Origin of the sequence: Streptomyces sp. NPDC055955 (assembly GCF_042270245.1) — a bacterium.
GTDB lineage: Bacteria > Actinomycetota > Actinomycetes > Streptomycetales > Streptomycetaceae > Streptomyces.
Genome location: NZ_JBHJYS010000001.1, coordinates 687066 through 710957 on the forward strand (window position 1 = coordinate 687066; position 23892 = coordinate 710957).

The window sequence follows — 23892 nt, forward strand, 5'->3', positions numbered from 1 at the left end:
CCGCTGCCTCACGGCTCAGACCCCGGGCCCCGTCAGCTCCCGCATCGGCCACGTCGCCTCGACCACCGCATGGGCGTCGCCCTTGCGGCGCAGGAAGGACTGGAAGTCCGCCGCCCACTGCGCGTACCACTCGATCTGGGACTCGTGGAGCCGGGCCGGTCCGAGGGAGGCGACCTTCGGGTGGCGGCCGGCTATCGCGGAGGCCAGACGCGCCGCGGCGAGGGCGTCGGCGGAGGCGTCGTGCGCGGATTCGAGTGTCACGCCGTACTCCGCGCACACCGCCTCGAGGTTCCGCTTGCCCTTGCGGTAGCGGTCCACCGAGCGGTCGATCGTGTACGGGTCGATGACGGGCGCCGGGTCCATGCCGCCGAGCCGCTCCCGCAGCGACGGCAGGCCGTGGCGGCGCAGCTCGGCGGAGAGCAGGGTCAGGTCGAACGCGGCGTTGTAAGCGACGACGGGCACGCCCGTGCGCCAGTACCCGACGAGGGTCTCGGCCATGGAGTCCGCGACCCGGTCGGCCGGCTCACCCTCGGACGCCGCTCTCTCGTTGCTGATCCCGTGCACGGCGACCGCGTCGGCCGGGATCTCGACCCCCGGGTCCGCGAGCCACTGCCGGTGACCCAGCGGCCTCGCGTCCTTGACCTCTATCACCGCGCCCGTGACGATGCGCGCCTCACGCGGATCCGTCCCCGTGGTCTCCAGGTCGAAGCCGACCAGCAGCTCCTGGTGCCATCCCATCGCGGCCCCCTTCTTCATGGTGCGTCCCCGTGTCTCCCCAGTGGCCACCACGATGACACGGGGCACTGACAACGGGCCGGGAGCGTTCCGCTTCGCCGACGCGGCGGGGTCAGGACACGGGCCGGGCGTCCGCCCACGCTAGCTCGAATTCTTCGCGATACGTCGGGAAAAGTCCGACTTCCTCCCCGTCCTGGGCGTGGGCCTTCACCACGCGCCCGGGCCCGCGCAGCACGAGGACGGGCGCCTCCATCCCCCTGGCCCGGCGCAGATACGACTGGACGACCCCGACGCCGTCCGACCCGTCGCCGTCGACCAGATACGCGGTGAACCGTGGCGTCTCGTCGTAGACCTGGATCTCGAAGGCGCCCGGATCGCGCAGCCGGGCCCGCACCCGGCGCATGTGCAGGATGTTCATCTCGACGGCGCGGCTCAGCTCGCCCCGCTTGAGGCCCAGCTCGCGCTCCCTGCGCTTGACGGCGCTGGAGGCGGGGTTGAGGAAGAGCAGCCGCACCCGGCAGCCGGACTCGGCGAGCCGGACGAGGCGGCGGCCCGAGAAGTTCTGCACCAGCATGTTGAGGCCTATGCCGATGGCGTCGAGGCGGCGCGCGCCGCCGAAGATGTCCTCGGCCGGGAACTGGCGCAGCAGACGCACCCGGTCCGGGTGCACGCCCACGACGTCGGCGTACCGGTCGCCGACGAGCTCCTCGACGGCGTCCACCGGGAGCCTGCGGGCGGACGGCACGTCCGAGCCCGCGCCGAGCATCTCCAGGAGCCGCCCGGAGGCGCGCTCCGCCTGGGCGAGGACGGCCTCGGACAGCGCGCGGTTGCGCGAGACGACGTTCCGCGTCACCTCCAGCTCGTCGAGGGCGAGTTCGACGTCGCGGCGGTCGTCGAAGTACGGCTCGAAGCAGGGCCAGTGCTGCACCATCAGCTCGCGCAGCTGCGGCAGGGTGAGGAAGCTGAGGACGTTGTCGTCGGCCGGGTCGAGCAGATAGCCCTTGCGGCGGCTCACCTCGCGCACGGCGACGGCTCGCTGGACCCACTCCTGCCCGGCGGGCCCGGCCGCCGCCACGACCCAGTCGTCCCCGTGGACGGGTTCGTAGATGGGGCGCAGCACGGCGGCCACCACGGCCCGGAGCCGCTGTTCGACCAGGTTCAGCCAGATGTAGGCGCGGCCGGCCCGCTGCGCGCGCGTGCGGACCTCGCTCCAGGCGTCGGCGCCCCAGGCGAACTCCGACTCCGGTCCGATCTGGGATCCCATGTCCATGGGCCGCGCCAAGGACACCGCTCCGGGCGGGACGTCAGCGGAGCTCCCCTCGTGACCCGCGTCACCAGGGGGCAGCTCCAGCCCACCCGAGCTCACCCACGCACCGCCTTCCGCTCCCCCGAGCAACCCCAGCAACGATCAAGGAAGGGTACTCCGGGAGCGGTCGGCGGTGCAGCCGGATGGGCAGGGTAGTTTCTCAACTGCCGTTTCTGGGCACGCCGTTCTGGTCCGCGAGATCGGCGGGAGTGAGCGGATTCATAGCGGTCACGTCCCTGGGGGCCAGTGAGAAGCCCTGCCAGTGGACCGGCATCGGCTGCTGGTCCTCGTCCCGGGCGATGTGGTGGAACCCGATGTTGACCCACGTGATCGGGTGGGTGAGCGTCTGCCCGCCGACCCATTTGTCGACGCTGGAGCCGCCGCAGTGCCCGGCGGGGTTGTCGCTCGCGTACTGCTCGCACTTCTTGTACTCGGTGAAGTACACGTCGTGCTTGGTGAACGATCGGCCCGGGAACTTGCTGGAGCGGCCGGGCACGAACTCGTAGGACCTGGGGTGGCCGTCCTTGTTCTTGCCCGCGGTGCTGACGACCCGCCACCAGCGCATGTCCTTCGCGTCACCGGCGAGTTCCTTGGTGACGGGGGTGCGGGTGGTCTTCGTGGTGGGACTGCCGCTGCCGCGCGGCGCGGTGACCTTGGAGTCGTACTGCTCGACCTTGCTCTTGGGGGAGCCGTCGAGACCGAAGTCGAGCCGCCAGAAGACGTTGTGGGCGTGGCTCTCGGCGTAGGCGCGGGCGCCCTTGCCTATCGGCCAGCCCTTGCCGTCCGTGCCGTTGTAGTCGTACGGGGAGATGCTGCCGGTCGCACCGACGTTCGATGTGATCGTCCCGTCGGAGGAGAACCGCCACTCGGTGATGTACTCGTACCAGGACGCCTTGTTGACCGTGTAGACGAGGAGGTCCTTGCCCTGGGCGGTGTAGACCTTGCCGCTGCCGCCGGTGCTCCCGTCGTCGTTGAGCCGGTACGCGTGCCCACGCGCGCGCGTGGTGGTGCACAGGCCCTGCACGTTGCCACGGTCGGGCACCTTGACGGTCTTGATGGTCCCGCCGGGGCACTCGCCGGGCTTCAGGTTCTGCAGGGCGTACCCGAAGTCGGTGCCCGTGACGTCGTCGTACTCGTTCTCGCCGTCGTCGTAAGGGACGTGCACCTGCGCGAGGCGGGCGCTGGTGAGGACGGCGATCGGCTCGGGCTCGTCCTTGGGCTGGTAACTGACGTTGTCGAGGACGAGCCCGGACAGGGTGTTGTAGTGCCAGCACATGCGCCAGGTCGTGCCCCCGTCGAGGACCTGCTCGATCTTGTACGCGGTGCTGCAGGCCGGGGCCGCGGCGGTGGGCGCCTGCGGGACGGCGGTGGCGGGACCCGCGGCGCTGACGGCGGTGCCGAGCAGCGCGAGGGACGTGAGGGCGACGGCGGCCCGGGCGCGGGCGCGCCGAAGTCTGTCGACATGCATACGGAATGACTCCTTCGAACAGGAGGAGGACAGGGCGTGGGGCTCAGCCGAGGCGGCCGACGGTGCGCGCGCTGAGGTCGACGACCAGGGCGCGGGTGTCGATCCACGGCCCGTTCCTGACCTTGGTGACGACGCGCAGGCACCGGTGCTCGCCGCAGGCGGTGAGGCCGGACGGGACGTGGGCGACGGTCTCCTTGCGGAAGACCATGCCGCTCGGTTCGAGCTGGTCCGTGCTCGTGAGCTGCTTGCCGGTGGCGTCCTTGTAGTCCTGCTTCAGGCCGGCGCCGAGCGGGTCCGCGATGAGGAGCCGCGTGGCCTCACGCAGCTCGCCGGGGCTCGGCGGCGGCTGTACACCGTGCGCCGTGTCGGTGGTCTCGACCTTGCCGCTGTCGAGGTTCACGGTCCTGGTCACGACCGTGTCGGCCTTGTAGTCGTAGTAGACGACCTCGGCGCGCCGCTCCGCCGCCTGCGCGCCGCTCCGCGTGGGGTCCACCTCGCTGAGGTTCGTGGACAGGTGCTGCGGCCCCCGGTCGCCCTCGACGTCCCGCGCGCTCCTGCGCAGTCCGTTGCCCGCCACGGCGATCTGTTCGGCGCGCCTGATCTCGTCGTCGGTCAGCGGGTCCCTGCCGACGCCTTTGTCGCCCTCCCTCGGCGCGGCCTCCACCACGCCGTCCTTGGGGATCGCGTCCTGCTGGGCGGAGCCGGCCGCGGCCTGGTCACCCGCGCCCGCCTCCCCCGGCAGGGTCACGCCCAGCAGCACGGCGGTCGCCACGGCCGCGACGGCCGCTCCGGCCATCATTTTCCCCAGATGGCGTCTTGCGAGCTCTCGCACATCTTCCCCCTGTTGTCCCCGCGGCCCCACCTTCGGGCGGACGGGTATGCGTGGTCTTCTTTTAAGAGGGGCCCAATTCCTAGGTGGTTCCGTCACTTTCGGGAAGACTCAGGCGGAAGTCGCCCGGGGCATCCGGGCCGGGAGTGGAAGAGTCGTACCCATGCAGGTCTGGCCTGGACAGGCGTATCCACTCGGTGCCACATACGACGGCGCCGGCACCAACTTCGCGGTCTTCTCGGAGGCCGCCCGGCGCATAGAGCTGTGTCTGCTGCACGACGACGGGTCGGAGACCGCGGTGGAGCTGCGGGAGACCGACGCCTTTGTACGGCACGCGTATCTGCCCGGCATCATGCCGGGCCAGCGGTACGGCTTCCGCGCGCACGGCCCGTACACCCCGGAGCGCGGGCAGCGGTGCAACTCGTCGAAGCTGCTCCTCGACCCGTACGCACGTGCGATCAGTGGCCAGATCGACTGGGGCGAGGCGGTGTACGGGTATCCCTTCGGGGCGCCCGACAAGCGCAACGACCTGGACTCGGCGCCGCACACGATGACGTCGGTCGTGGTCAACCCGTACTTCGACTGGGGCGACGACCGTCCGCCGCGCACCGAGTACCACCGCACAGTGATCTACGAGGCCCATGTGAAGGGCCTCACGATGACGCACCCGGCGCTCCCGGAGGAGTTGCGCGGCACCTACGCGGCGCTCGCGCACCCGGCGATCCTGGAGCACCTCACGGAGCTGGGCGTGACGGCGCTCGAACTGATGCCGGTCCATCAGTTCGTCAACGACCACCGGCTGGTGGAGATGGGCCTGAACAACTACTGGGGCTACAACACCATCGGCTTCTTCGCCCCCCACAACGCCTACGCGTCCTGGGGCGACCGCGGGCAGCAGGTCCTGGAGTTCAAGTCGGCGGTACGGGCGCTGCACGAGGCCGGGATCGAGGTCATCCTCGACGTGGTCTACAACCACACGGCCGAGGGCAACCACCTGGGTCCGACGCTGTCCTTCAGGGGCCTGGACAACGCCTCGTACTACCGCCTCGCGGACGACCGCCGCTACTACATGGACACCACGGGCACCGGGAACTCGCTGCTCATGCGCTCGCCGCACGTCCTCCAGATGATCATGGACTCGCTGCGCTACTGGGTCACCGAGATGCACGTCGACGGGTTCCGCTTCGACCTGGCGGCCACGCTGGCGCGCCAGTTCCACGAGGTGGACCGGCTGTCGTCGTTCTTCGACCTCGTGCAGCAGGACCCGGTGGTCTCCCAGGTGAAGCTGATCGCCGAACCGTGGGACGTCGGCGAGGGCGGCTACCAGGTGGGCAACTTCCCGCCGCTGTGGACGGAGTGGAACGGCAAGTACCGGGACACCGTCCGGGACCTGTGGCGGGGCGAGCCGCGCACCCTCGCCGAGTTCGCCGGCCGGCTGACCGGCTCGTCCGACCTCTACCAGGACGACGGCCGCCGCCCGCTCGCCTCCATCAACTTCGTCACGTGCCACGACGGTTTCACCCTGCGCGACCTGGTCTCGTACAACGAGAAGCACAACGAGGCGAACGGCGAGGGCAACCGCGACGGGGAGAGTCACAACCGGTCGTGGAACTGCGGCGTGGAGGGCGACAGCGACGACCCCGCGGTGCTCGGCCTGCGGAACCGTCAGATCCGCAACTTCATCGCGACGCTGATGCTCTCCCAGGGCGTGCCGATGCTCAGCCACGGGGACGAGCTGGGGCGCACGCAGAACGGCAACAACAACGCCTACTGTCTGGACAGCAAGCTGGCCTGGGTCCGCTGGCCCGAGGACGGCGAGCAGGACGCCCTGCTGGCCTTCACGCGCGCGATGGCGCGGCTGAGGCGTGACCACCCGGTGTTCCGCAGGCGCCGCTTCTTCCACGGGCGGCCGGTCGAGGGCACCCACGACGAGCTGAGCGACATCGCCTGGTTCACTCCCGAGGGCGAGGAGATGACGCGGGACGACTGGGGGGCGGCGCAGGCGCGGGCCCTGTCGGTGTTCCTCAACGGGCACGCGATCTCGGAGCCGGGCCCCCGGGGCGAACGTATCTCGGACGACTCGTTCCTGCTGCTGTTCAACGCGTCGCCCGACGCGTTGGAGTTCCTCGTGCCGGTCAACCACGGCCGGCAGTGGGAGGTCGTGGTGGACACGGCGCTGCCCGAAGGCGTGCCGGTCGGCAGCAGCGAGAAGGTACGGGCCGGTGACCGCCTCACGCTCCTCGACCGGAGCCTGACGGTGCTGCAGCGACCGGCGTGACACCTGGTGACGCCGGGGCCTTGACGAGGAGGGCGACGCCGAACGCGAGGGCCGCGGCCACGCTTCCGACGGTGAACGCCGCGGCGGGGCCGTGGGACTCGGCGAGGCGGCCCGCCACGGCGAGCGTGACGGCCTGCCCGCCGACGAAGGCGCTCACGGCGAACGTCATGCCCTCGGCGAGACGTTCGCGCGGCACGGCGCGTTCGGTGAGTCCGAAGCCGGTGATCAGGTTCGGCGCGAAGACGGCGCCGAACACGGTCACCGCCACGTAGAGGCCCGGCATGCTCTGCGTGCCGATCAGCAGGAGGGACAGGAGCGCGGCGGCGGCCGTGGCGACCCGCCAGCGCAGCGCGAGCCCGAAGCGCTCCGGCATCGCGGCCATGGACAGGCCGACGGCGGCGCTCATGACGCCCATGGCGGCGTAGACGAGGCCCGCCTGGTCCTCTTGGCCGAGCTTCTGGGTGAGCGCCGTGATCCCGGCCCCGCAGCCGCCCAGGAGGACGCCGAGGAGGACGAGGCCGAGCCGCACGAGCCGGACCTCGCGCGGCATGCGGGGGCGCCGGCCCCGCGGCTCCTTCGGGGCGTCCGCCGCCGCTGGCCGGACCGCCGTCGCCGTCGGGTGCAGCGCGAAGGCCGTGCCGCAGCCGGCGACCAGGACAGCGGCGGCCCCGAACGCGTACGCGGGGTGGCCGACGAAGGCGGCGACCCCGATCAGCGCGGGCCCGAGGACGAACGACAGCTCGTCCATCGTGCTCTCCAGCGACAGCACCGTGTTCACGACGCGCTCGTCCGCACCCCCGCGGCGGACGAGCGCGACGCCCCGGGCCCTGGCCAGCGGGCCGATCCCCGGCACCGTGGCCCCGGCGAGCACGCCGAGCGCCACCAGGAGCGGCGTGGGGAGTCCCGCGAGGGCGCCGAGCGTGTAGCAGGCGATCGCGAGGGCGTTCAGCAGCGAGCAGCACAGGACGACGCTCCGCTGCCCGCGCCGGTCGGCGAGCCGGCCGACGACGGGCCCCATGGCCACCTGTCCGAGCGCGAGCGCGCAGGCCACGGTCCCTCCGGTCGCGAGGGAACCGCTCGTCCTGGTGATCAGCAGGACACTGCCGAACTGGATCACCGCCACCGGCAGCCGCCCGAAGAACGAGATCACCGGGAGCAGTGCCCCGGTCGCCCCGAGCACCTCGCGGTATGTCGCCGACGTTCCCCCCGCTGCCTGTGCCATCGTTCGAAGCTATCGACGGCGCCGGTGACACATGCATGCGGCGATGACACGAAAGACGCCGGGGCGGGTACGTAGATTCGCATGACGCGCATGACAGCGGACCATCAGGAGGGCGGGGTTCCGGCCCCGCCCACGGCCACGTACCGGATGCAGCTCCAGCCGGCGTTCCCGTTCGCCGCGGCCGCCGCAGCCGTCCCGTATCTGGCCTCGCTGGGTGTCTCGCACCTGCATCTGTCGCCGGTCCTGGAGGCCGTGCCCGGGTCCACGCACGGGTACGACGTCGTGGACCACGCGCGCGTGCGGGACGAGCTGGGCGGTGAGGCCGGGCTGCGGGCGCTGGCGCGGACGGCGCGGGAGCACGGGCTCGGCCTGATCGCCGACATCGTGCCCAACCACATGGCGTCGGCGGCCGGGCTCAACCGGCCCCTCCAGGAGGTACTGCGGGACGGGCCGCACTCCCCCTACGCGCACTGGTTCGACATCGACTGGGAGGCGCAGGGCGGGCGGGTCCTGCTGCCCGTGCTCGGCCGGCGCCTGAGCCACGAGCTGGACCACCTGGAGGTGGACGGGCGGGTGCTGCGCTACCACGAGCACGCGTTCCCGCTGCGCGAGGGCACGGAGACGCTGCCGCTTCCGGAGCTGCTCGACGCGCAGTGGTACCGGCTCGGCTGGTGGCGCCTGGCCCGCACCGAGCTCAACTACCGGCGCTTCTTCACCATTTCGGACCTCATCGGGGTCCGTGTGGAGAACCGGGAGGTGTTCGACGCCACCCACGAGAAGATCGTCCAGTTGCTGCGCGAGGGCGTGCTCGACGGGCTGCGCGTCGACCACCCCGACGGCCTCGCGGACCCCGGCGCGTATCTCGAGGACCTCGCCGACGCCACCGCCGGGCGCTGGACCGTCGTCGAGAAGATCCTCGGCGAGGACGAACAGCTGCCCGCCGCCTGGCCGGTGGCCGGTACGACGGGCTACGACGCGCTGCGCCGGATCGACGGCCTGTTCACCGATCCGTCGGGCGCGGACGAGCTGCTCGGCCTGTTCCGCCGCTTCACGGCGGCCCCCGCCGACCGGGGCGGCGACTGGGACGCCACGGCACGCCGCGCCGCGTACGAGGTCGTCACGCACGAGCTGGCGGCCGAGGTGGACCGCCTCACGCGCGAGGCGGGGCGGCTGTGCGCCGCCGACGCCACCCTGCGCGACCACGCCCCGTGGGCCCTGCGCGCCGCCGTGCGCGAACTCCTGGTGCGTCTCGACGTGTACCGGCCTTACGTGACCGGGGGCGCGGACCCCGAGGCCGTACTCACGCCCGGTGACGCCGAGGACGCCAAGGGGGTGTTCACCGTGGCCGAGGAGGCCGAGGCGGTGGACACCGTGCGGGAGCTGGCGCTCGGGAGGCGCGGGTCGGGTCCGGAACACGAGGCGTTCCGGGCGCGGTTCGCGCAGACGGCGTCCGCGCTGCGCGCCAAGGCGGTCGAGGACACGGCGTTCTACCGGCACGCGCCCCTCCTGTCGGCGACGGAGGTCGGCGGGACGCCGCAGAGCCCGGCGGTGGACCCGGAGTCGTTCCACGCGTACTGCGCGCGCGTGCAGCGTGACTGGCCGTACGCGGGAACCGTCCTTTCGACGCACGACACCAAGCGCAGCGCCGATGTGCGGGCGGGGATCTCCGTGCTCACGCAGTGTCCAGGGCGCTGGGCCGATCTGCTCGCGGACGTCACCGAGCGGACCGCGCGCGAGGGCGGTGCGAGCGCGCCCGATCCCCAACTGGCTTGGGCGGCCTGGCAGACGGCGGTCGGGTTCGGCGACCAGGACGGCGAGCGGCTCCAGGGCGCGATGCTCAAGCACGTGCGCGAGGCGGGGCTGCGCACGAGCTGGACCGAGCCGGACGCGGACTACGAGAAGGCGGTGCGCGACTTCGTGGCCGCGGGCCCGTGCGGACCGCCCGGGGAGGCCGTCGCCGCGTTCGCGGACTCGTTGCGGCCCCATGTCCGGGCGAACGTCCTGGGGGCCGCTCTCGCCCATCTGACGATGCCGGGGGTGCCGGACGTCTACCAGGGCACGGAGCGCGAGTACCGGGCGCTGGTGGACCCGGACAACCGCGCGCCGGCCCGCTTCGACCTGGATGCGCTGGAGCGGCTCGGCTCCGACGAGGAGTCCGTCCCCGGCGGTCTGTCCGGCGAGAAACTGGCGCTCACCGTCGCCGCGCTGCGCCTGCGCCGGGCACATCCGGAGTGGTTCGGCGGCGGATCGACGTACGAACCGGTCGCCGCTCGGGGCGCGGGCGCCGCGCACTGTGTGGCGTTCGCCCGCTCCGGGGAGGTCGTCGCCGCCGCGACCCGGCTGTCGCTGCGTCTCACGGAGGCGGGCGGCTGGCGCGACACCGAGCTGTCGCTCCCGGAGGGCCAGTGGGTCGACCTGCTCGCCCCGGGGAACGAGTTCACGGGCCACGCGCGCGTGGAGAAGCTGTTCGACCGGCATCCGGTGGCGCTCCTCGTACGCGCGACCGTCAGCTGAGAAGTACCGGAGGCGTCTTCGGGCCGCGCGTGACGAGGCCGGTGATCCCGGCCGGGTCCTGGGCTCCCGGAACTGCGCGCATCGCCGAGCCCCCCGCCTGGTGCCGGTGCGCGCCGGGAGACGCGCGAGTCCTCTCAGCGGACCACCACGTGATCCCCCGCGCAGTCCTCGTACGCACCCTTACGGGTGCGGACGGGTGAGGCGGGCGACCGGGCGTACGGCCACGACCTGCGCCGCGGCTCCACGAAGTCCGCCACGGTGCCTGTCGCAGGGACTCGGGGACTCGGGAGAACGCGGAGTCCGCGTCCACGGCGCCTTCGCCGAGAGGACCACACCGACCTCGCCGACCGCTCCGGCCGCCCTCGGCAGCGGCCCGCGCTCGGCCGTCGCGAGGGGCATGACGTGGCCCGGCACCTCCACGCCCGCCTCACGCCCTCCGAGGCCTTCGGCGGGACGTGCCCGGTCCGGCGGGCCGCGGACCGCACCGGCGGTGCGGCCCCGATGCGGCCTTCTTGACAGGTGCCGCGGAGCGTGGGGTACTGCGGGATGCGACGCGTGGAGCACCAACGGGGGTGAGTCACCTGACGGAGCAGCGCTACCCGAATGTGGCCGAACTGGTCCAGTCAGCACGGGAGCTGACGGCTCATCGACCCGACTTGTGCGTCCTACGCCAGGTCGGGACCTCACGCGCGGGCCGGCCGCTGCACCTGCTGTCGGTGGGGCACGACCACCGCGCGGTGCTCGTCGTCGCGGGAGCCCATGCGAACGAGCCCGCCGGTGGCTCCACTCTTCTGCGCCTCGCCGAACGTGCCCTGATGGAGCGGGAGTTGCGCACCGGCTGCTCCTGGCACTTCCTGTTGTGCGCCGACCCGGACGGCGCGGATCTGCACCGCACCCCCGCGCCGCGCACCCTGCTCGACTACCACCGGCACTTCTTCCGCCCCGCGGGCCCCGAGCAGCCCGAGTGGTCGCCCTCCGTACTGCCGCCGGACCGGCTGCCACCCGAGACGCGGACCCTGACCGGGGTCATCGACGAGCTGCGCCCCTTTCTCCAGGTGTCGCTGCACGGCACCGATCTGGGCGGCAGCTGGGTGCAGCTGACGCGGGACATACCGGGGCTCGCGGAACCGTTCGCCAAGTCGGCGGCGGAGCTGCACATCCCGGTGGAGACGGGGGCCTCGGACGCGGCGGGCTGGCCCGCGACGGGCCCCGGCGTCCATGTGATGCCGGAGCCGGGAGCGCAGGCCGCGTTCCCGAGCCTGCCGGACGACGCCCGGCACAGCACCTGGCACCACGCCCACCGCTACGGGGGCCGCACGGCGATCGTCGAGGTCCCGATGTGGGCGAGCGACCTCGTGGACGACCCGGCGCCGCACCCCGCCCCCGCCCGGGCGCTGCGGCGCCTGGCGCAGCGGCTGAGCCGGGACACGCTCCTGGTGGAGGAGATCCTCCAGTCGGCGCTGCCGCGGCTTCCCGAGGTGGACGGGCCGCTGATGCGGGCGACACGCTGGGCCGTCGCACTGGTGCCCGGCCTCGCGGACGACTGGCTGCAACCGCCGCCGCAGGACGCCACGATGGCGTACGTGGGGAGCATCGACGCGTTCTCCAGACGGCTGCCGTTGCGGGCCGCTGCGATGCTCCTGCGGGTCCTGAAGGAGGCGGGCGACCCGGACGCGGAGCGTCTTGAGCAGTTGGTGGCGCACTGGTGCGACGCGTTCGCCGAGCGGTTCAGGGCGCGCTGGGTGCCGCTGGAGCACCAGGTCGAGCACCAGTCGCGGACGACCGTCGCGGCCGTGCGGCACACGCTCGCGGCGGGCGAGTGATCGCAGACTCCGCCTGGAAAGACCGGAGTTGGAGCGTTCCCGAGTCAGGCGGAGTCGGCGGAGAGCCGGAACGACATCCGGCCGAAGCCGACCTGGTCGCCGTCCTGGACGACCGCCGCGCCGACCACCCGCCGCCCGTTGACGGTCGTGCCGTTGGTGGAGCCGAGGTCACGCAGCACCCACATGCCGCCCTGCCTGCTCAGTTCGGCGTGCACCCGGGAGACGGTCTCGTGGCTGAGCCGCAGTCCGTTCGCCGGGTCGCGCCCGATGCGCAGCGGGTAGGGGTTGTTCGGCGACGGCAGCTGCAGCTTCGGGAGGCGCTCGCGCTGCCACGCCCCGCGCAGCCGCACCGTGAAGCCGGAGACCGCCGCCACGGCGCCGAAGACCACGCGGGACCAGCGGCCCTCGGTGTGCAGGTCGGCGGTGAGCGCGGCGAGTTCGTCGGACCGGCGGGCGGCGAGTGCCAGCTCCATGCGCCGTACGAACGTGTCGTGCGACAGCCTGCCGAGCGCGGCGCCCTCGCGGAGCTCCCGCAACGCCCTGTCGCGCTCGGCGTCGGACAGCCGCGCGGGGTACGTATGGTGCTCGAACGAGGAGGTCACGTACGCGATTGTCCGGCAGCGCGGCCGAGGTGTCCAGAAAACGACGAACTTCAACCCGCCCCCTCATGGCCTTGACCAGCAAGGACAGCGGCTTGACGCGGTGTGAGGAAAACCGGGCGCGCCCGGGACGGGCCCACTGCTACGTTCGGCGGCCAGGACCGCCACCGGGCGCGTTCGCGTGAACCAGGAGATTTCTTGACTGCTGCACCGCATGGAAGCCCGTACCCCACGCACGACGACGCCCGTCCGGTCGTCCGCGCACTGACCGAGGAAGACGTTCCGCTTTTCAGTACGTTCGAGGATCCGGGCCTCGTGGGCCGCGTCATCACCGGCGTCGGGTACCGCACCGTCGCCGAGGGCGGCGACTACCGCCCCGACTGGACCTGGGTCGCCCTGCGCGAGGGGCGCGTGGTCGCGCGGGCCGCCTGGTGGGGCGGCAAGGACGACACGGAACCGGTGAACCTGAACTGGTTCGACGTCCTGGAGGACGACATCGAAGCGGGCGCCGAGCTGCTGCGGCAGGCCCCGTTCGACGTCGAGTACGAGCTGATCCTGCCCGCGGGCTGGAGCGAGGATCCGCGGACACGGGCGGCCGCAGAGGCGCGGATGGAGGCGGTCACGCGGGCGGGCAAGAAGCTCCTCGTGGAGCGGCTGCGCTACCGGTGGACGCCGGACAACGGCCTGCCGGAGCGCCCCGGCCGCCTGGAGTTCCGGGCCGAGCCCGACGACGAGGTGATCCTCGACGTGCTGCGCCGGGTCCACTCGGCGACGCTCGACGCGCACGCGCGGCACGCCATCGAGGAGTCGGGCCTGGACACGGCCGCGCAGGAGGAGCTGGACTTCTTCCGCTGGTGCCCGTCGCCGCGCGAGTGGTGGCAGCTGGCGTACACGCCTGAGGGGGACCTGGTCGGCCTGCACGTCCCCGCCCACAACCCCGGCGGGCCGTGCATCGGGTTCATCGGCGTGGTGCCGGAGCAGCGCGGGCACGGATACGCGTACGACCTGCTGGTCGAGTCGACGCACCTTCTGGTGGAGCACGGCGCCGAGTTCATCGCCGGGGCGACGGACGACGGGAACTTCCCGATGGCGGCGAACTTCGCGAAGGCCGGGTACCCGGTCACGGAGAAGCGCATCAATTTCGTCTGAGGTTCACCTGCCGGATCGGCCGACGGGTCCGATCCGGCGAGGAATGCGCGGAACCCGGCGCGAATCCCAGCGGATCGATCTCGGCTGACGCAGGATGGACGGGTCGTCACTGTCGGCAGACAAGGGGGAACGGTCCGTGCAGTTCGAGGTGTGGGCACCACAGGCAGAGCGGGTCGCGCTCCACTGCGAGGGCACCACGCGCGCGTTGGAGCGCGACCCGGACCGCGAGGGGTGGTGGACGGGCGAGGCGGACGCGCAGGACGGCACGCGCTACGGGTTCGCGCTCGACGACGGGCCGGTGCTGCCCGACCCCCGCTCACGCCGCCAGCCGGACGGGCCCGACGGCCTGAGCGCGGTCGTCGACCACGCGCGGTACACGTGGCGCTCGGAGTCGGGACCGGGACGCGGCCTCCCCGGCGCGGTCCTGTACGAGCTGCACGTGGGGACCTTCACGCGCGAGGGCACGCTCGACGCCGCAGCCGAACACCTGGGCCATCTGGTCGAGTTGGGCATCACCCATGTCGAGCTCATGCCCGTGTGCCCGTTCCCCGGGCGGCACGGATGGGGCTACGAGGGCGTCAGCCCCTGGGCGGTGCACGAGCCGTACGGAGGCCCCGAGGCGCTGAAGCGTTTTGTCGACATGGCACACGGGCTCGGACTCGGCGTCGTCCTCGACGTGGTCCACAACCACCTGGGGCCGTCGGGCAACCATCTGCCCGCGTTCGGGCCGTACTTCACCGACACCCACCACACGCCCTGGGGCGCCGCGGTCAACCTCGACGCCCCCGGTTCCGACGAGGTGCGCGCGTACCTGGTCGGCAGCGCGCTCGCCTGGCTGCGCGACTACCGGATCGACGGGCTGCGCCTCGACGCCGTGCACGCGCTGTGCGACACGCGCGCGGTCCACTTCCTGGAGGAGCTGTCCACCGCCGTCGACGCCCTGGCCGAGGACGAGGCCAGACCCCTGTTCCTGGTCGGCGAGTCGGACCTCGGCGACCCGCGCGTGATCACCCCGCGCAACCACGGCGGCCTCGGACTCCAGGCGCAGTGGAGCGACGACTTCCACCACGCCGTGCACACGGCGGTGTCGGGCGAGTCCCAGGGCTACTACGGGGACTTCGCGAAGGCGCCGATGGCCGCGCTCGCCAAGACCCTGACCCGGGGCTACTTCCACGACGGCACGTACTCGACGTTCCGGGGCCGGCGTCACGGGCGCCCCCTCGACCGCACCCGCACCCCCGCCCACCGGCTCCTCGGCTACGCCCAGACCCACGACCAGATCGGCAACCGCGCGCAGGGCGACCGGCTCTCCGCCGACCTGTCCCCCGGGCTCCTCGCGTGCGCGGCCACCCTCGTGCTGACCGGGCCCTTCACACCGATGCTGTTCATGGGCGAGGAGTGGGCCGCCCGCACCCCCTGGCAGTTCTTCACCGACCACACCGACCCGGCGCTCGCGGAGGCCGTACGCAAGGGCAGGCGGCGGGAGTTCGCGTCGCACGGGTGGGCCGAGGAGGACATCCCCGATCCGCAGGACCCGGCGACCCGGGAGCGTTCCTGCCTGGACTGGTCGGAGCAGGACAGCGCCCCTCACGCGCGCGTGCTGGCCTGGTACCGCGAGCTGATCGCGCTGCGCCACACCCGGGCCGACCTGACGGACTCCGACCTCGCGGCCGTGCGGGTGGCGTACGACGAGGAGGCCCGCTGGATCGCGTACCGGCGGGGTGATCTGCGGGTGGCGGTGAACCTGTCGGACGAGCCGGCGGCGGTGCCGGTCGGCCGGAACGGCTACCGGGTGCTCGCCGCGTGGGAGCCCGTGGGGCTGCCCGGCGAGGACGGTCTGCTCACCGTCCCGCCGCAGTCGAGCGCGGTGCTCGTCAGTCCGTAGAGGGCTTCAGTCGGTCTCCGGGTCCTTGTCGGCGGCCTCCGTCACGAGTTCGAGGAGGATCGCCTCCCACGCGCGCTCCAGCTGGGTGCGCAACAGCGGCACGGGCCTGTCGTCCGTGCCGCTCAGGCGCTCGCCGAGGCGTACGAGCGTGTCGCAGCGGGCCAGCCACAGGCCGCGCAGGCTGGCACGGGCGCCGTAACCGGCGAGGGTCGCCGCGCGGACGGCCGCGCGGGCGCCGACCGCGACGCTCAGGCCCGCGATGTCCTCCGCCGGGTCGCCGATGACGGCCTCGGACCAGTCGAGGACGCCGCGCACCCGGCCGTCGGGGGTGACGGTGAGGTGCTCGCCCTTGAGGTCGTGGTGGACGACGACGGCGCCGGGCTGCGGGGCGAGCTGAGCGGCTGCCTGCGCGGTCAGCTGCGCGAGCCGCGCGGGTTCGAACTCGCCGTCCCGGCCGAGGAGTTCAGCGGCCCGCGCCGCATCCCGGCGCAGCGCGTCGAGCGAGCGCGGCGCCGTCCTCGCGAGCCCGAGCGCCTCGGCCCGCGCCGTGGGCACCTCCCGCAGCCCGCCGAGCAGCCCCGCGAGATCCTCCTCGCCCGCCGCGGTCACGTCGACGGCCTCGCCCGACGCGCCCTGCATCCGCGTGTCGAGGGAGTACGTGCGCCCGGCGGCCCACTCGCCGGACGCGAGCGAGGCGGGGACGGCGATGCCGACGTGCTGGCGCACGAGGTCGCGGAGCCTGATCTCGCGGCGCTGGCGCACGGACGCCGGCGCGTCGAGGGCGAGGCGCAGCACATAGCGGGTGCCGACCCACCAGGTGGAGTGCTCATCGCCTTCGGGTACGGCGCCGACCTCGAGCTGCGCGCCGTCCGGCAGGAGGGCGCCCAGCAGTCGCCGTACGGTGTCCTGGGTGGGCCGAGGGGCGTCGGACATGGCGTCTAGCTCACGATCGCCATGTCCCGCGACGTGCTGTTCAGCCGTCGTACGCCGTCCTCGGTGACCGTCACGATGTCCTCGATGCGCACCCCGAAGCGGCCCGGAAGGTAGATCCCCGGCTCCACGGAGAAGCACATTCCGGGGACGAGGGTCTGTTCCTCACCCTCGATCATGTAGGGCGGCTCGTGGGTGGTGACGCCGATGCCGTGGCCGGTGCGGTGGATGAAGTACTGGCCGTAGCCGAACTCGGTGATCACGGCGCGGGCGGCACGGTCGACGTCCTGGCACGCGGCGCCCGGCTCGACCGCCGCGCAGCCCGCCGCCTGCGCCTCGCGCACGACGTCGTGGACGCGCTGCTCCTCGGCGGTCGGCTCGCCGACGTGCACGGTGCGGGAGGTGTCGGAGCCGTAGCCGTGCTTGAGACCGCCGAAGTCGAGGACGACCATGTCGCCGTTCTCGATGACGCGCTCGCCCGCCTCGTGGTGCGGGTTGGCGCCGTTCGGGCCCGATCCGACGACGGTGAAGTCGACCTGGGAGTGCCCGAACTGCCGCAGCAGATCGGCGAGATCGCCCGCGACGTCGGTCTCCCTGCGGCCCGCGAAGGGCACCTTCTTGATCTCCTCGTAGGTGGCGTCGGCCGCCTCGCCGGCCGCCGTGAGCCGTTCGAGTTCGGCCGTGTCCTTGACGGCGCGCAGCATCGGCAGGGCCTCCGTGAGGGAGGCGAACGAGGTGTCGGGCAGCGTCTTCTGCAGCCCGATGAGGTGCATCGCCCACGCGTTGTCGCTGATGCCGAAGCGCCCCGAGACGTCGAGGAGGGGCGCGGTCACCGCGTACGGGTCCTTGCCGTCGGTCCAGTCCCGCAGGGTGAGGGCGTCCGCCCCCACCGCCTTCGCGGCGTCCGGTGCCTCCAGGGTCGGCACGACGAGGACGGGGTCCCGGCCCGGGGTGAGGACGAGCATCGTGAGGCGCTCGGTGTCGGCCGTGGGCGAGTAGCCGGTGAGCCAGACCATGTCGGGGCCGGGGGCGACGAGGACGCCGGCGAGTCCCGCGTCGGCCGCGGACCGGGCGGCACGCTCCATGCGGGCCTTGTAGTCGTCGGCCATGAACGGCGCGGGCGTGGCGGTCATCCGGTCCTCCGGGTACTCCGAGCTGAACATCGCTCCAACAAAAAGGACGTACGGGCAGCATCCTGCCCGCCCGCCGGGCCTGACGCGAGTCCGTTCCCGCATGTGCGCGCCACCCGACCGGACCATCATCTAATGCCAACCCATTGAACAACCATTATTGCTAATGGTTAGATCTCTCTTGCCCATTAAGCCCTTTCTCCGGAGGACGTACGACCATGCTTGTTCTGGCCCAGATCAGCGATCTGCACCTCGACGGGACCCCGCGCGCCACGGAGCGCGCCCGACGCGTGATCGACCACCTCAGGGCGCTGCCGGGCCCGGTGGACGCCCTCCTCGTCACCGGCGACATCGCCGACCACGGCGCGGAGTCCGAGTACGAGGAGGCGGCGGGGCTGCTCGGGTTGCACACGGGCGGGCCGGACGACGGCGGCCCGCCCTTCCCCGGCTCACCGTCCCGCGCCCTCCCCTTCCCCGTCCTGACCTGCCCCGGCAACCACGACAGCCGGGTGCCCTACCGCAAGGCACTGCTGCGCGAACCCCCCGCCGAGGGGCCGGTGAACCGCGCCCACCACGTGGGCGGCGCCGTGGTCCTCATGTGCGACTCCAGCATTCCGGGCGCCGACGAGGGACGGCTCGACGAGGAGACGTACGGCTGGCTGGAGGACACCCTCGACGGGCTCGACGGCGAGACGCCCGCCCTGCTCGCGTTCCACCACCCGCCGGTGGCGCTGCACCACCCGCTGCCCGACGCGTACCAGCTGGAGCAACCGCGCTCCCTGGCCGCCCTGTTGGAGCGGCGTCCAGAGATCGCCGGAATCATCGCGGGGCACGCGCACACCCCGGCCGCCACGGTGTTCGCGGGCCGCCCCCTGGTGATCGGCCCGGGTGTGACGTGGACGCTGCGGCTTCCCTGGGAGGGCGAGGGTGTGGCCGACCGGGAGGCTCCGGTGGGCCTGGCCTTCCACATCCTCGACGACGAGCAGCGGCTGACGACGCACTTCCGGGTCGTGTGATCCCCCCCCCCCGCTGAGCGAGAGCGATCCCCTGGCTCCCTGGTGATCCCTAGGTCACCACCCCAGGGGTCACCGCCAGCACCTGGCGCGCGCCCGACTCGTGCCGGACCGTCAGCGTGACCTGCCGTCCCGGGCGCGCGGCCTCCACCGCCTGGGCGAGCGCGCCCGCCGAGCCGATCCGCGTCCCGCCGAAGGCGATCAGCACATCGCCCCGGACGAGACCGGCCGTAAAGCCGGGACCGGGGACGTGCACGCCCACGAGCAGCGCCCCCGCCCCCTCGGGCGCGTCCACCGCCTCGACGCCGAGCGCGGCCCGCACGGGGCGGGCGGAAGGCGACGGAGAGGTGGACGCGGTCGGCGGACGGGATGCCGCGAGCGCGGGAGGCCGCGACGCCGCCCCCGCCCGCTGCTGCATCTCGGCCAGTTTGCTCATGCCTATGACGGCAGCGCCGACCGTGCCGAGCCCGACGCCCGACAGCACGAGCACGGCCCCGAACAGCAGACCGAGCAGCAGGGTGACGAGGCGCTTGCCGCGGCGCCGCGCCGCGTGCGGGCGGCGCCCGCCGGAACCGTTCCCCCGGGCGGCCGCCGCCTCACCACGCGGAGCTCCGGGCATCGACTTGGGGCGCAACGCGGTCTGTTCCATGGCCCACCTCCGGCCAAAGCCCTACCCGTCCGCGTCCGGCGCGACGATTCCCGAACGAGTGAGACTGAACCGGGCATTTCCGGCATCCGGTCAGCCGCCGTGCCCTCCGTGCCCCCCATGTCCGCCGTGCCCCGCCCCGTGGTCGAACTTCATCGCCTCGGCGGGCATCACCACGAACGGCCGCATCATCCCCATGTCCTCGTGCTCCAGCAGATGGCAGTGGTACATGAAGCGCCCGTACGCGCCGTCGAACCGGCCCATGACGCGGAGCATCTGGCCGGGCAGCGCCCGGAAGACGTCCTTGTGGCCGCGCTCGTTCGGCGGGAGCGGGACCGGCGTGGCCTGGTCGGGCGCAAGCGGCGCGCGCGTGCCGCCGGCCGTCACGTCGAACCCCGACACGTCGTAGGTGTCACGGCCGAGGATCTGGAAGTCGGCGAGATGGATGTGCATGGGGTGCACGACGGGCGGGTTCACCGCGAGGTTGAGGAAGCTCCACTGCTCGTAACTGCCCTCCGCGACGGTGAACCCGAGGCCGTCGTTGAAGGTGCGCGAGGTGCGGCGGTACGTCTTCAACGTTCCGTCCGCGCCACGGAGTTGGATGACACCATCCAAGGGGAGCTGGGGCTCCTCGGCGTCTTCCGCGGCCTCGACCTCGGTCATCTCCCAGATCTCGGGGTGGCCGCCGCCGCCCTTCGTGGCGGGCGGAGTCAGCACGATGAGGCGGTGCCCGTGCTCGATGTCGTGCGTCAGCCGGCGGAACGATCCCGAGAGGACCTCGGGCAGTTCGAACGGGTCGTCCACGCCGCACTCACCGACGCGGAACTCCATGACGTGCGGATAGCGCACGTTGTGCGCCGGGTCGGGTACGCCGGGCGCCTGCCCCGCGCCCTTGTTGACGAGGCGTACGCGGCGTCCGGCGAGCGCGCGGAAGTCGATGAGCAGGTCCATGCGCTCGGCCGGGGCGACGGTCAGCGTGGGCAGCGCCTCGTCGAAGTCGATCGGCACCGGGCGCGGGAGGAGTCCGCCGTCGCTGCCGATCTGATGCAGGACGCCCGGCACCGGGTTGTCGTCCTCGTCGATCAGGACGAGGTCGTAGATCCTGGCGTTCGACGCGTTGACCAGGCGGAAGCGGTGCCAGGCCGCGTCCACGTCGGCGTAGGGCCAGATGCGGCCGTTGACCGTGGTGTACGGACCCGAGAAGGGCACGGAGACCGGCTTGCCCGTCTCCGGGTTCTTCTCCTGGACGATCACGGTCTTGTGCAGCAGCCGGCCGTTGAGCGCGCCGTCCTCGTCGGTGTCGAGGTTGCGGTCGGCGATGAGGAGCGGGATCTCCCGCTCCCCGGAGGGCAGTTGGAGCGCATCCTCCTCCTCGTCACGGACGAGGTAGGTGCCGTAGAGGCCCGTGTGGACGTTCCACCGGGTCACGTTCATGGCGTGGTCGTGGTACCACCACTGGACCGCCTGGTGGTCGTTCGGGTACTCGGAGAGCTGGGCGTCGCCGAAGCCCACCGCGTTGTCCGCCCAGCCGTCGTTGCCGCCGCCCGTCTGCGCGCCGTGCAGGTGGGTGACGGTCCAGGCGGGCAGGGCGGCGACGTCCGCGATCGGCGTAACGCCGCCGCGGCCCGGTTCCGTGCTCGGATCGGGGTTCGCCGCCGGCACCTCGACGGCGGTGACCGGGTACTCGCTCCCCTTCGGGATGCGGTTGGTCCAGGCGATGCGGACACGCTGCCCGCGCCTGACCTCGATGGTCGGCCCCGGCACCGATCCGCCGTATCCCCACATGAGCGTCGGCGGGAGCTGCGGGTGCAGCCGCACCCACGTCGGCCGCAGTGCGATCTCGGTCTCCCGCAGGACGTCCGTGGAGTCGGGACGCAGGACGGGCGGAACGGTCAACGGCGCGACATGAGGCGTCAGTTCACCGTCCGCCGCGGCGGGCGCGGAGTCCCGCGCCGCGCCCGCCAGGCTGTCCGTGATCCTCTCGATGATGTCGGTCATGGTGAGAACACCCCCGTGTTCTGTGTTGCGTCCCCCGTGGCGCGGCCGGTCAGTGGCCGCCTTCACCCCACAGGACTCACCGCACCCCACGAGGGTTCCATGAATCCCTCATTCCGGCTGAAAAGGTTCGGCAACCTCCCCGGTACGAAACCATGCGCGCGCCGGGCCAGGTCGGCGGCTCCGTAACGGCGGCACTCGCGGTGCCAGTTGAGGATTCCGGCCATCCAGGTCTGGAGTTCCACGACGTGGCCGTCCATGGCCGCCCGAGCCTGTGGCGACAGCTCGAAGTCGTCGTAGAGGACGGGGAATTCGTGGGTGGCGACGTGTTCGAACTGCTGCATGCGCTGCGTCATCAGGTCGTGCACGACGCCGAGCGCGGTCGGGTAGTCGCAGCCGAAGAAGTTCTGCACGACGAGGATGCCGTTGTGGATCTCGCCCTCGTACTCGATCTCCTTCTGGTACGAGAACACGTCGTTGAGGAGCATCGCGTAGTCGACGGCCGCGTTCTCCAGCGAGCGGACGGGTCCGCTGCGGTAGACCTCGGGGGGGACGGCGGGGCCGCGGCCGAGGCGGCACAGGCTCATCGTGAGGTCGGCGCCGAACGTGGCGCGGCGCATCTCCAGGTAGTCGACGGGGTCCGGGACGCGGTTCTGGAACTGGTTGGACAGCTCCCACACCCAGCTCTCCGTCATGACGTCGACAGACGCCTTCAGGGTGCGCCGCTGCGCGGTCGTCATCCCGGCGGCGGTGCGCGCCCAGAGGTCGGCGAGGCCGCGCTCCATCGCGTTCACGGGCGGCGGGACCTCCTCGCCGTCGACGGGCATGCACGCGGAGAGCCGCGCGGTGCACAGTCTCGCCGCGGCGAGGTCGCGCCGGTGCCCGAAGACGAGCGGATAGTAGTCGTCACCGTACGTACCCCAGGCCAGCCAGTGCGCGCTCAGGTCCAGGGCGTCCTGGTTCGCGTCGGGGTCGATACCGGCCGAGCACAGGGGCAGGTCGTAGGCGGCGAGCTTGTCCTCGTCCCATACGCCCTCCCCCAGGATGCCCATGGCGTGCGCCCACGGCGTGATGCGCCGACGGGCCTCCTCCAGGCCGGGATTGAGCCGGAGCCGGAACGGCATGGAGAAGTCGGGGAGCAGGGACGGGCCCACCTTCTGGTACGGCACATGTGTGTAGGCGCGCAGCCGTTCCGCGCCGGCCGCGGCGAGCAGCGCGCCGACGTCCGCGCCGGACGTGCCGATCCCGGTGGGCCCCGCCAGGGGGTTGCTCCCGGTCGCCCCCTCGTTCATGTACCGGCTGGAGCGCAGATGCCATTCGTGGCCGCCGGACTGCCAGTCCTGGAGGCCCCTCGTGTACGCGGCGACCGCGGCCACCTCGGGCGGCGTGAGCCCCTTGTCGACGGCGAGGGCGGGCACTTCGGTGAGCGCGGTGTGCTCGAACTGGTGGAGGCGTGAGGTGAGGATGTCGTTGACGGTCTGCGCCGCCTCCTGTGTCGTGCAGCCGAAGAAGGTCTCCAGGACGAGCACGCCGTTGCTCAGCTCGCCCTCGTCCTCGACCTCCCGCTGGTACGAGAAGAGGTCGTTGCGCAGGTGCACGGCGTCGGAGAACGTCTCCATCAGCACGCGCAGCGGCCTCGACCCGGCGACGGACGCGGGCACCTCGGAGGTCGCGTACTCGACGAGCCCCGCCGACCAGGGCGCGCCGCCGACCTTGCGGCGCATCTCGATGTACTCGACGGGGTTGGAGATCCGCCCCTCGTTGATGTTGGACAGCTCCCACATCGACTCGTTGAGGAGGTGTTCGGTCGACTCGGCGAACCTTCTGCGCCAGTCCACCGACATGGCGGGGACGGTGCGCACCCACAGGTCGGCGAGGCCCGCCTCGACGGGGTTCTGCGGCTCGGGGACGGGGGTCGACAGGTCCATCGGCATGAACAGGGGCAGGCGGTCCAGATGGGCCTTGCCGCCCGCACGGTCCATGGTCCGCTTGAACGTCTCCAGGAAGTGGTCGTCGAAGAAGAAGACCCACACGTACCAGTCGGTGACGAGCGACAGGGCGGGCCCGTCGCAGTCGGGGTGGGTGTACGCGCACAGCAGTCCGTAGTCGTGCGCGTCGAGGTCGCTCTGCTCCCAGATGCCGGACCCCTCCAGCATGCCCATCTCGCGCGCCCACTGCGTGGAGTGCGCCCGCGCCTCGTCGAGGTGTGGATTGAGCCGCGCCTGGTACGGCATGTAGAAGTGCGGCAGTTCGAACGGCTGCGTCATGGCCCGGCCCTACCCGTGGCCCCCGGCGGGCATCCGGACGGCGGCACATGATCGCACCATCGCGTGAACCCGCGGCTGAGGGGCGCCCGGACGGGGAAAAGGG

General features: G+C 72.3%; 17 protein-coding genes. 6 read left to right on the forward strand and 11 right to left on the reverse strand.

The window, feature by feature from the left end:
* Positions 1 to 15: 15 nt before the first annotated feature.
* From ACFC96_RS02875 to ACFC96_RS02890, 4 genes are all read right to left on the reverse strand, one after another.
* A complete protein-coding gene (locus ACFC96_RS02875; protein ID WP_376251105.1) occupies positions 16 to 738 on the reverse strand; it encodes a 3'-5' exonuclease in 723 nt (240 codons plus the stop codon).
* 109 nt (positions 739 to 847) lie between these two features.
* A complete protein-coding gene (locus ACFC96_RS02880; protein ID WP_376609795.1) occupies positions 848 to 2101 on the reverse strand; it encodes an SAV2148 family HEPN domain-containing protein in 1254 nt (417 codons plus the stop codon).
* Between the two features lie 100 nt (positions 2102 to 2201).
* Entirely contained in the window at positions 2202 to 3509 is a 1308-nt protein-coding gene (locus ACFC96_RS02885) for a copper amine oxidase (protein ID WP_376251103.1), read from the reverse strand.
* 43 nt (positions 3510 to 3552) lie between these two features.
* Entirely contained in the window at positions 3553 to 4341 is a 789-nt protein-coding gene (locus tag ACFC96_RS02890) for a Tat pathway signal sequence domain protein (protein WP_376609796.1), read from the reverse strand.
* Between the two features lie 160 nt (positions 4342 to 4501).
* Between ACFC96_RS02890 and glgX the strand changes: the two genes are divergently transcribed.
* Positions 4502 to 6616, forward strand: coding sequence for a glycogen debranching protein GlgX (glgX, locus tag ACFC96_RS02895; RefSeq protein WP_376251099.1), 2115 nt, complete (start codon positions 4502 to 4504; stop codon positions 6614 to 6616).
* Here glgX and ACFC96_RS02900 read toward each other — a convergent pair.
* Entirely contained in the window at positions 6570 to 7838 is a 1269-nt protein-coding gene (locus ACFC96_RS02900; protein ID WP_376609798.1) for an MFS transporter, read from the reverse strand. The two genes, glgX and ACFC96_RS02900, sit on opposite strands and share 47 nt — an antisense overlap.
* An 81-nt stretch (positions 7839 to 7919) precedes the next feature.
* Between ACFC96_RS02900 and treY the strand changes: the two genes are divergently transcribed.
* The gene (treY, locus tag ACFC96_RS02905) at positions 7920 to 10352 is read left to right on the forward strand and encodes a malto-oligosyltrehalose synthase (RefSeq protein ID WP_376609799.1); all 2433 of its coding nucleotides are present in this window, start codon (positions 7920 to 7922) and stop codon (positions 10350 to 10352) included.
* Between the two features lie 572 nt (positions 10353 to 10924).
* On the forward strand, positions 10925 to 12175 hold the full coding sequence (locus ACFC96_RS02910) for a M14 family zinc carboxypeptidase (RefSeq protein ID WP_376609801.1): 1251 nt from the start codon (positions 10925 to 10927) through the stop codon (positions 12173 to 12175).
* 44 nt (positions 12176 to 12219) lie between these two features.
* Here the strand turns inward: ACFC96_RS02910 and ACFC96_RS02915 are convergent, their stop codons facing one another.
* On the reverse strand, positions 12220 to 12777 hold the full coding sequence (locus tag ACFC96_RS02915; protein WP_340460601.1) for a DUF1707 and FHA domain-containing protein: 558 nt from the start codon (positions 12775 to 12777) through the stop codon (positions 12220 to 12222).
* A gap of 195 nt (positions 12778 to 12972) precedes the next feature.
* Between ACFC96_RS02915 and ACFC96_RS02920 the strand changes: the two genes are divergently transcribed.
* Both ACFC96_RS02920 and treZ read left to right on the forward strand, forming a co-directional pair.
* Positions 12973 to 13923, forward strand: coding sequence for a GNAT family N-acetyltransferase (locus ACFC96_RS02920; protein WP_376609803.1), 951 nt, complete (start codon positions 12973 to 12975; stop codon positions 13921 to 13923).
* A 136-nt stretch (positions 13924 to 14059) separates the two neighbouring features.
* On the forward strand, positions 14060 to 15808 hold the full coding sequence (treZ, locus tag ACFC96_RS02925) for a malto-oligosyltrehalose trehalohydrolase (protein WP_376609805.1): 1749 nt from the start codon (positions 14060 to 14062) through the stop codon (positions 15806 to 15808).
* Between the two features lie 6 nt (positions 15809 to 15814).
* Here treZ and ACFC96_RS02930 read toward each other — a convergent pair whose 3' ends face one another.
* A complete protein-coding gene (locus ACFC96_RS02930; protein ID WP_340460371.1) occupies positions 15815 to 16741 on the reverse strand; it encodes an aminoglycoside phosphotransferase family protein in 927 nt (308 codons plus the stop codon).
* A gap of 5 nt (positions 16742 to 16746) precedes the next feature.
* Positions 16747 to 17871 (reverse strand): M24 family metallopeptidase, encoded by a 1125-nt coding sequence (locus ACFC96_RS02935; RefSeq protein ID WP_376609917.1) that lies wholly within the window; start codon positions 17869 to 17871, stop codon positions 16747 to 16749.
* A gap of 215 nt (positions 17872 to 18086) precedes the next feature.
* Here ACFC96_RS02935 and ACFC96_RS02940 point away from each other — a divergent pair, with 215 nt between their 5' ends.
* Positions 18087 to 18884 (forward strand): metallophosphoesterase, encoded by a 798-nt coding sequence (locus tag ACFC96_RS02940; protein WP_376609807.1) that lies wholly within the window; start codon positions 18087 to 18089, stop codon positions 18882 to 18884.
* Between the two features lie 49 nt (positions 18885 to 18933).
* Here the strand turns inward: ACFC96_RS02940 and ACFC96_RS02945 are convergent, their stop codons facing one another.
* From ACFC96_RS02945 to cyc2, 3 genes are all read right to left on the reverse strand, one after another.
* The gene (locus tag ACFC96_RS02945) at positions 18934 to 19530 is read right to left on the reverse strand and encodes a PDZ domain-containing protein (RefSeq protein WP_376609809.1); all 597 of its coding nucleotides are present in this window, start codon (positions 19528 to 19530) and stop codon (positions 18934 to 18936) included.
* Between the two features lie 90 nt (positions 19531 to 19620).
* Positions 19621 to 21525 (reverse strand): O-aminophenol oxidase PhsA, encoded by a 1905-nt coding sequence (gene phsA / locus ACFC96_RS02950; RefSeq protein WP_376609811.1) that lies wholly within the window; start codon positions 21523 to 21525, stop codon positions 19621 to 19623.
* A gap of 62 nt (positions 21526 to 21587) precedes the next feature.
* Positions 21588 to 23789 (reverse strand): germacradienol/geosmin synthase Cyc2, encoded by a 2202-nt coding sequence (gene cyc2 / locus ACFC96_RS02955; RefSeq protein WP_376609813.1) that lies wholly within the window; start codon positions 23787 to 23789, stop codon positions 21588 to 21590.
* Positions 23790 to 23892: the final 103 nt, after the last annotated feature.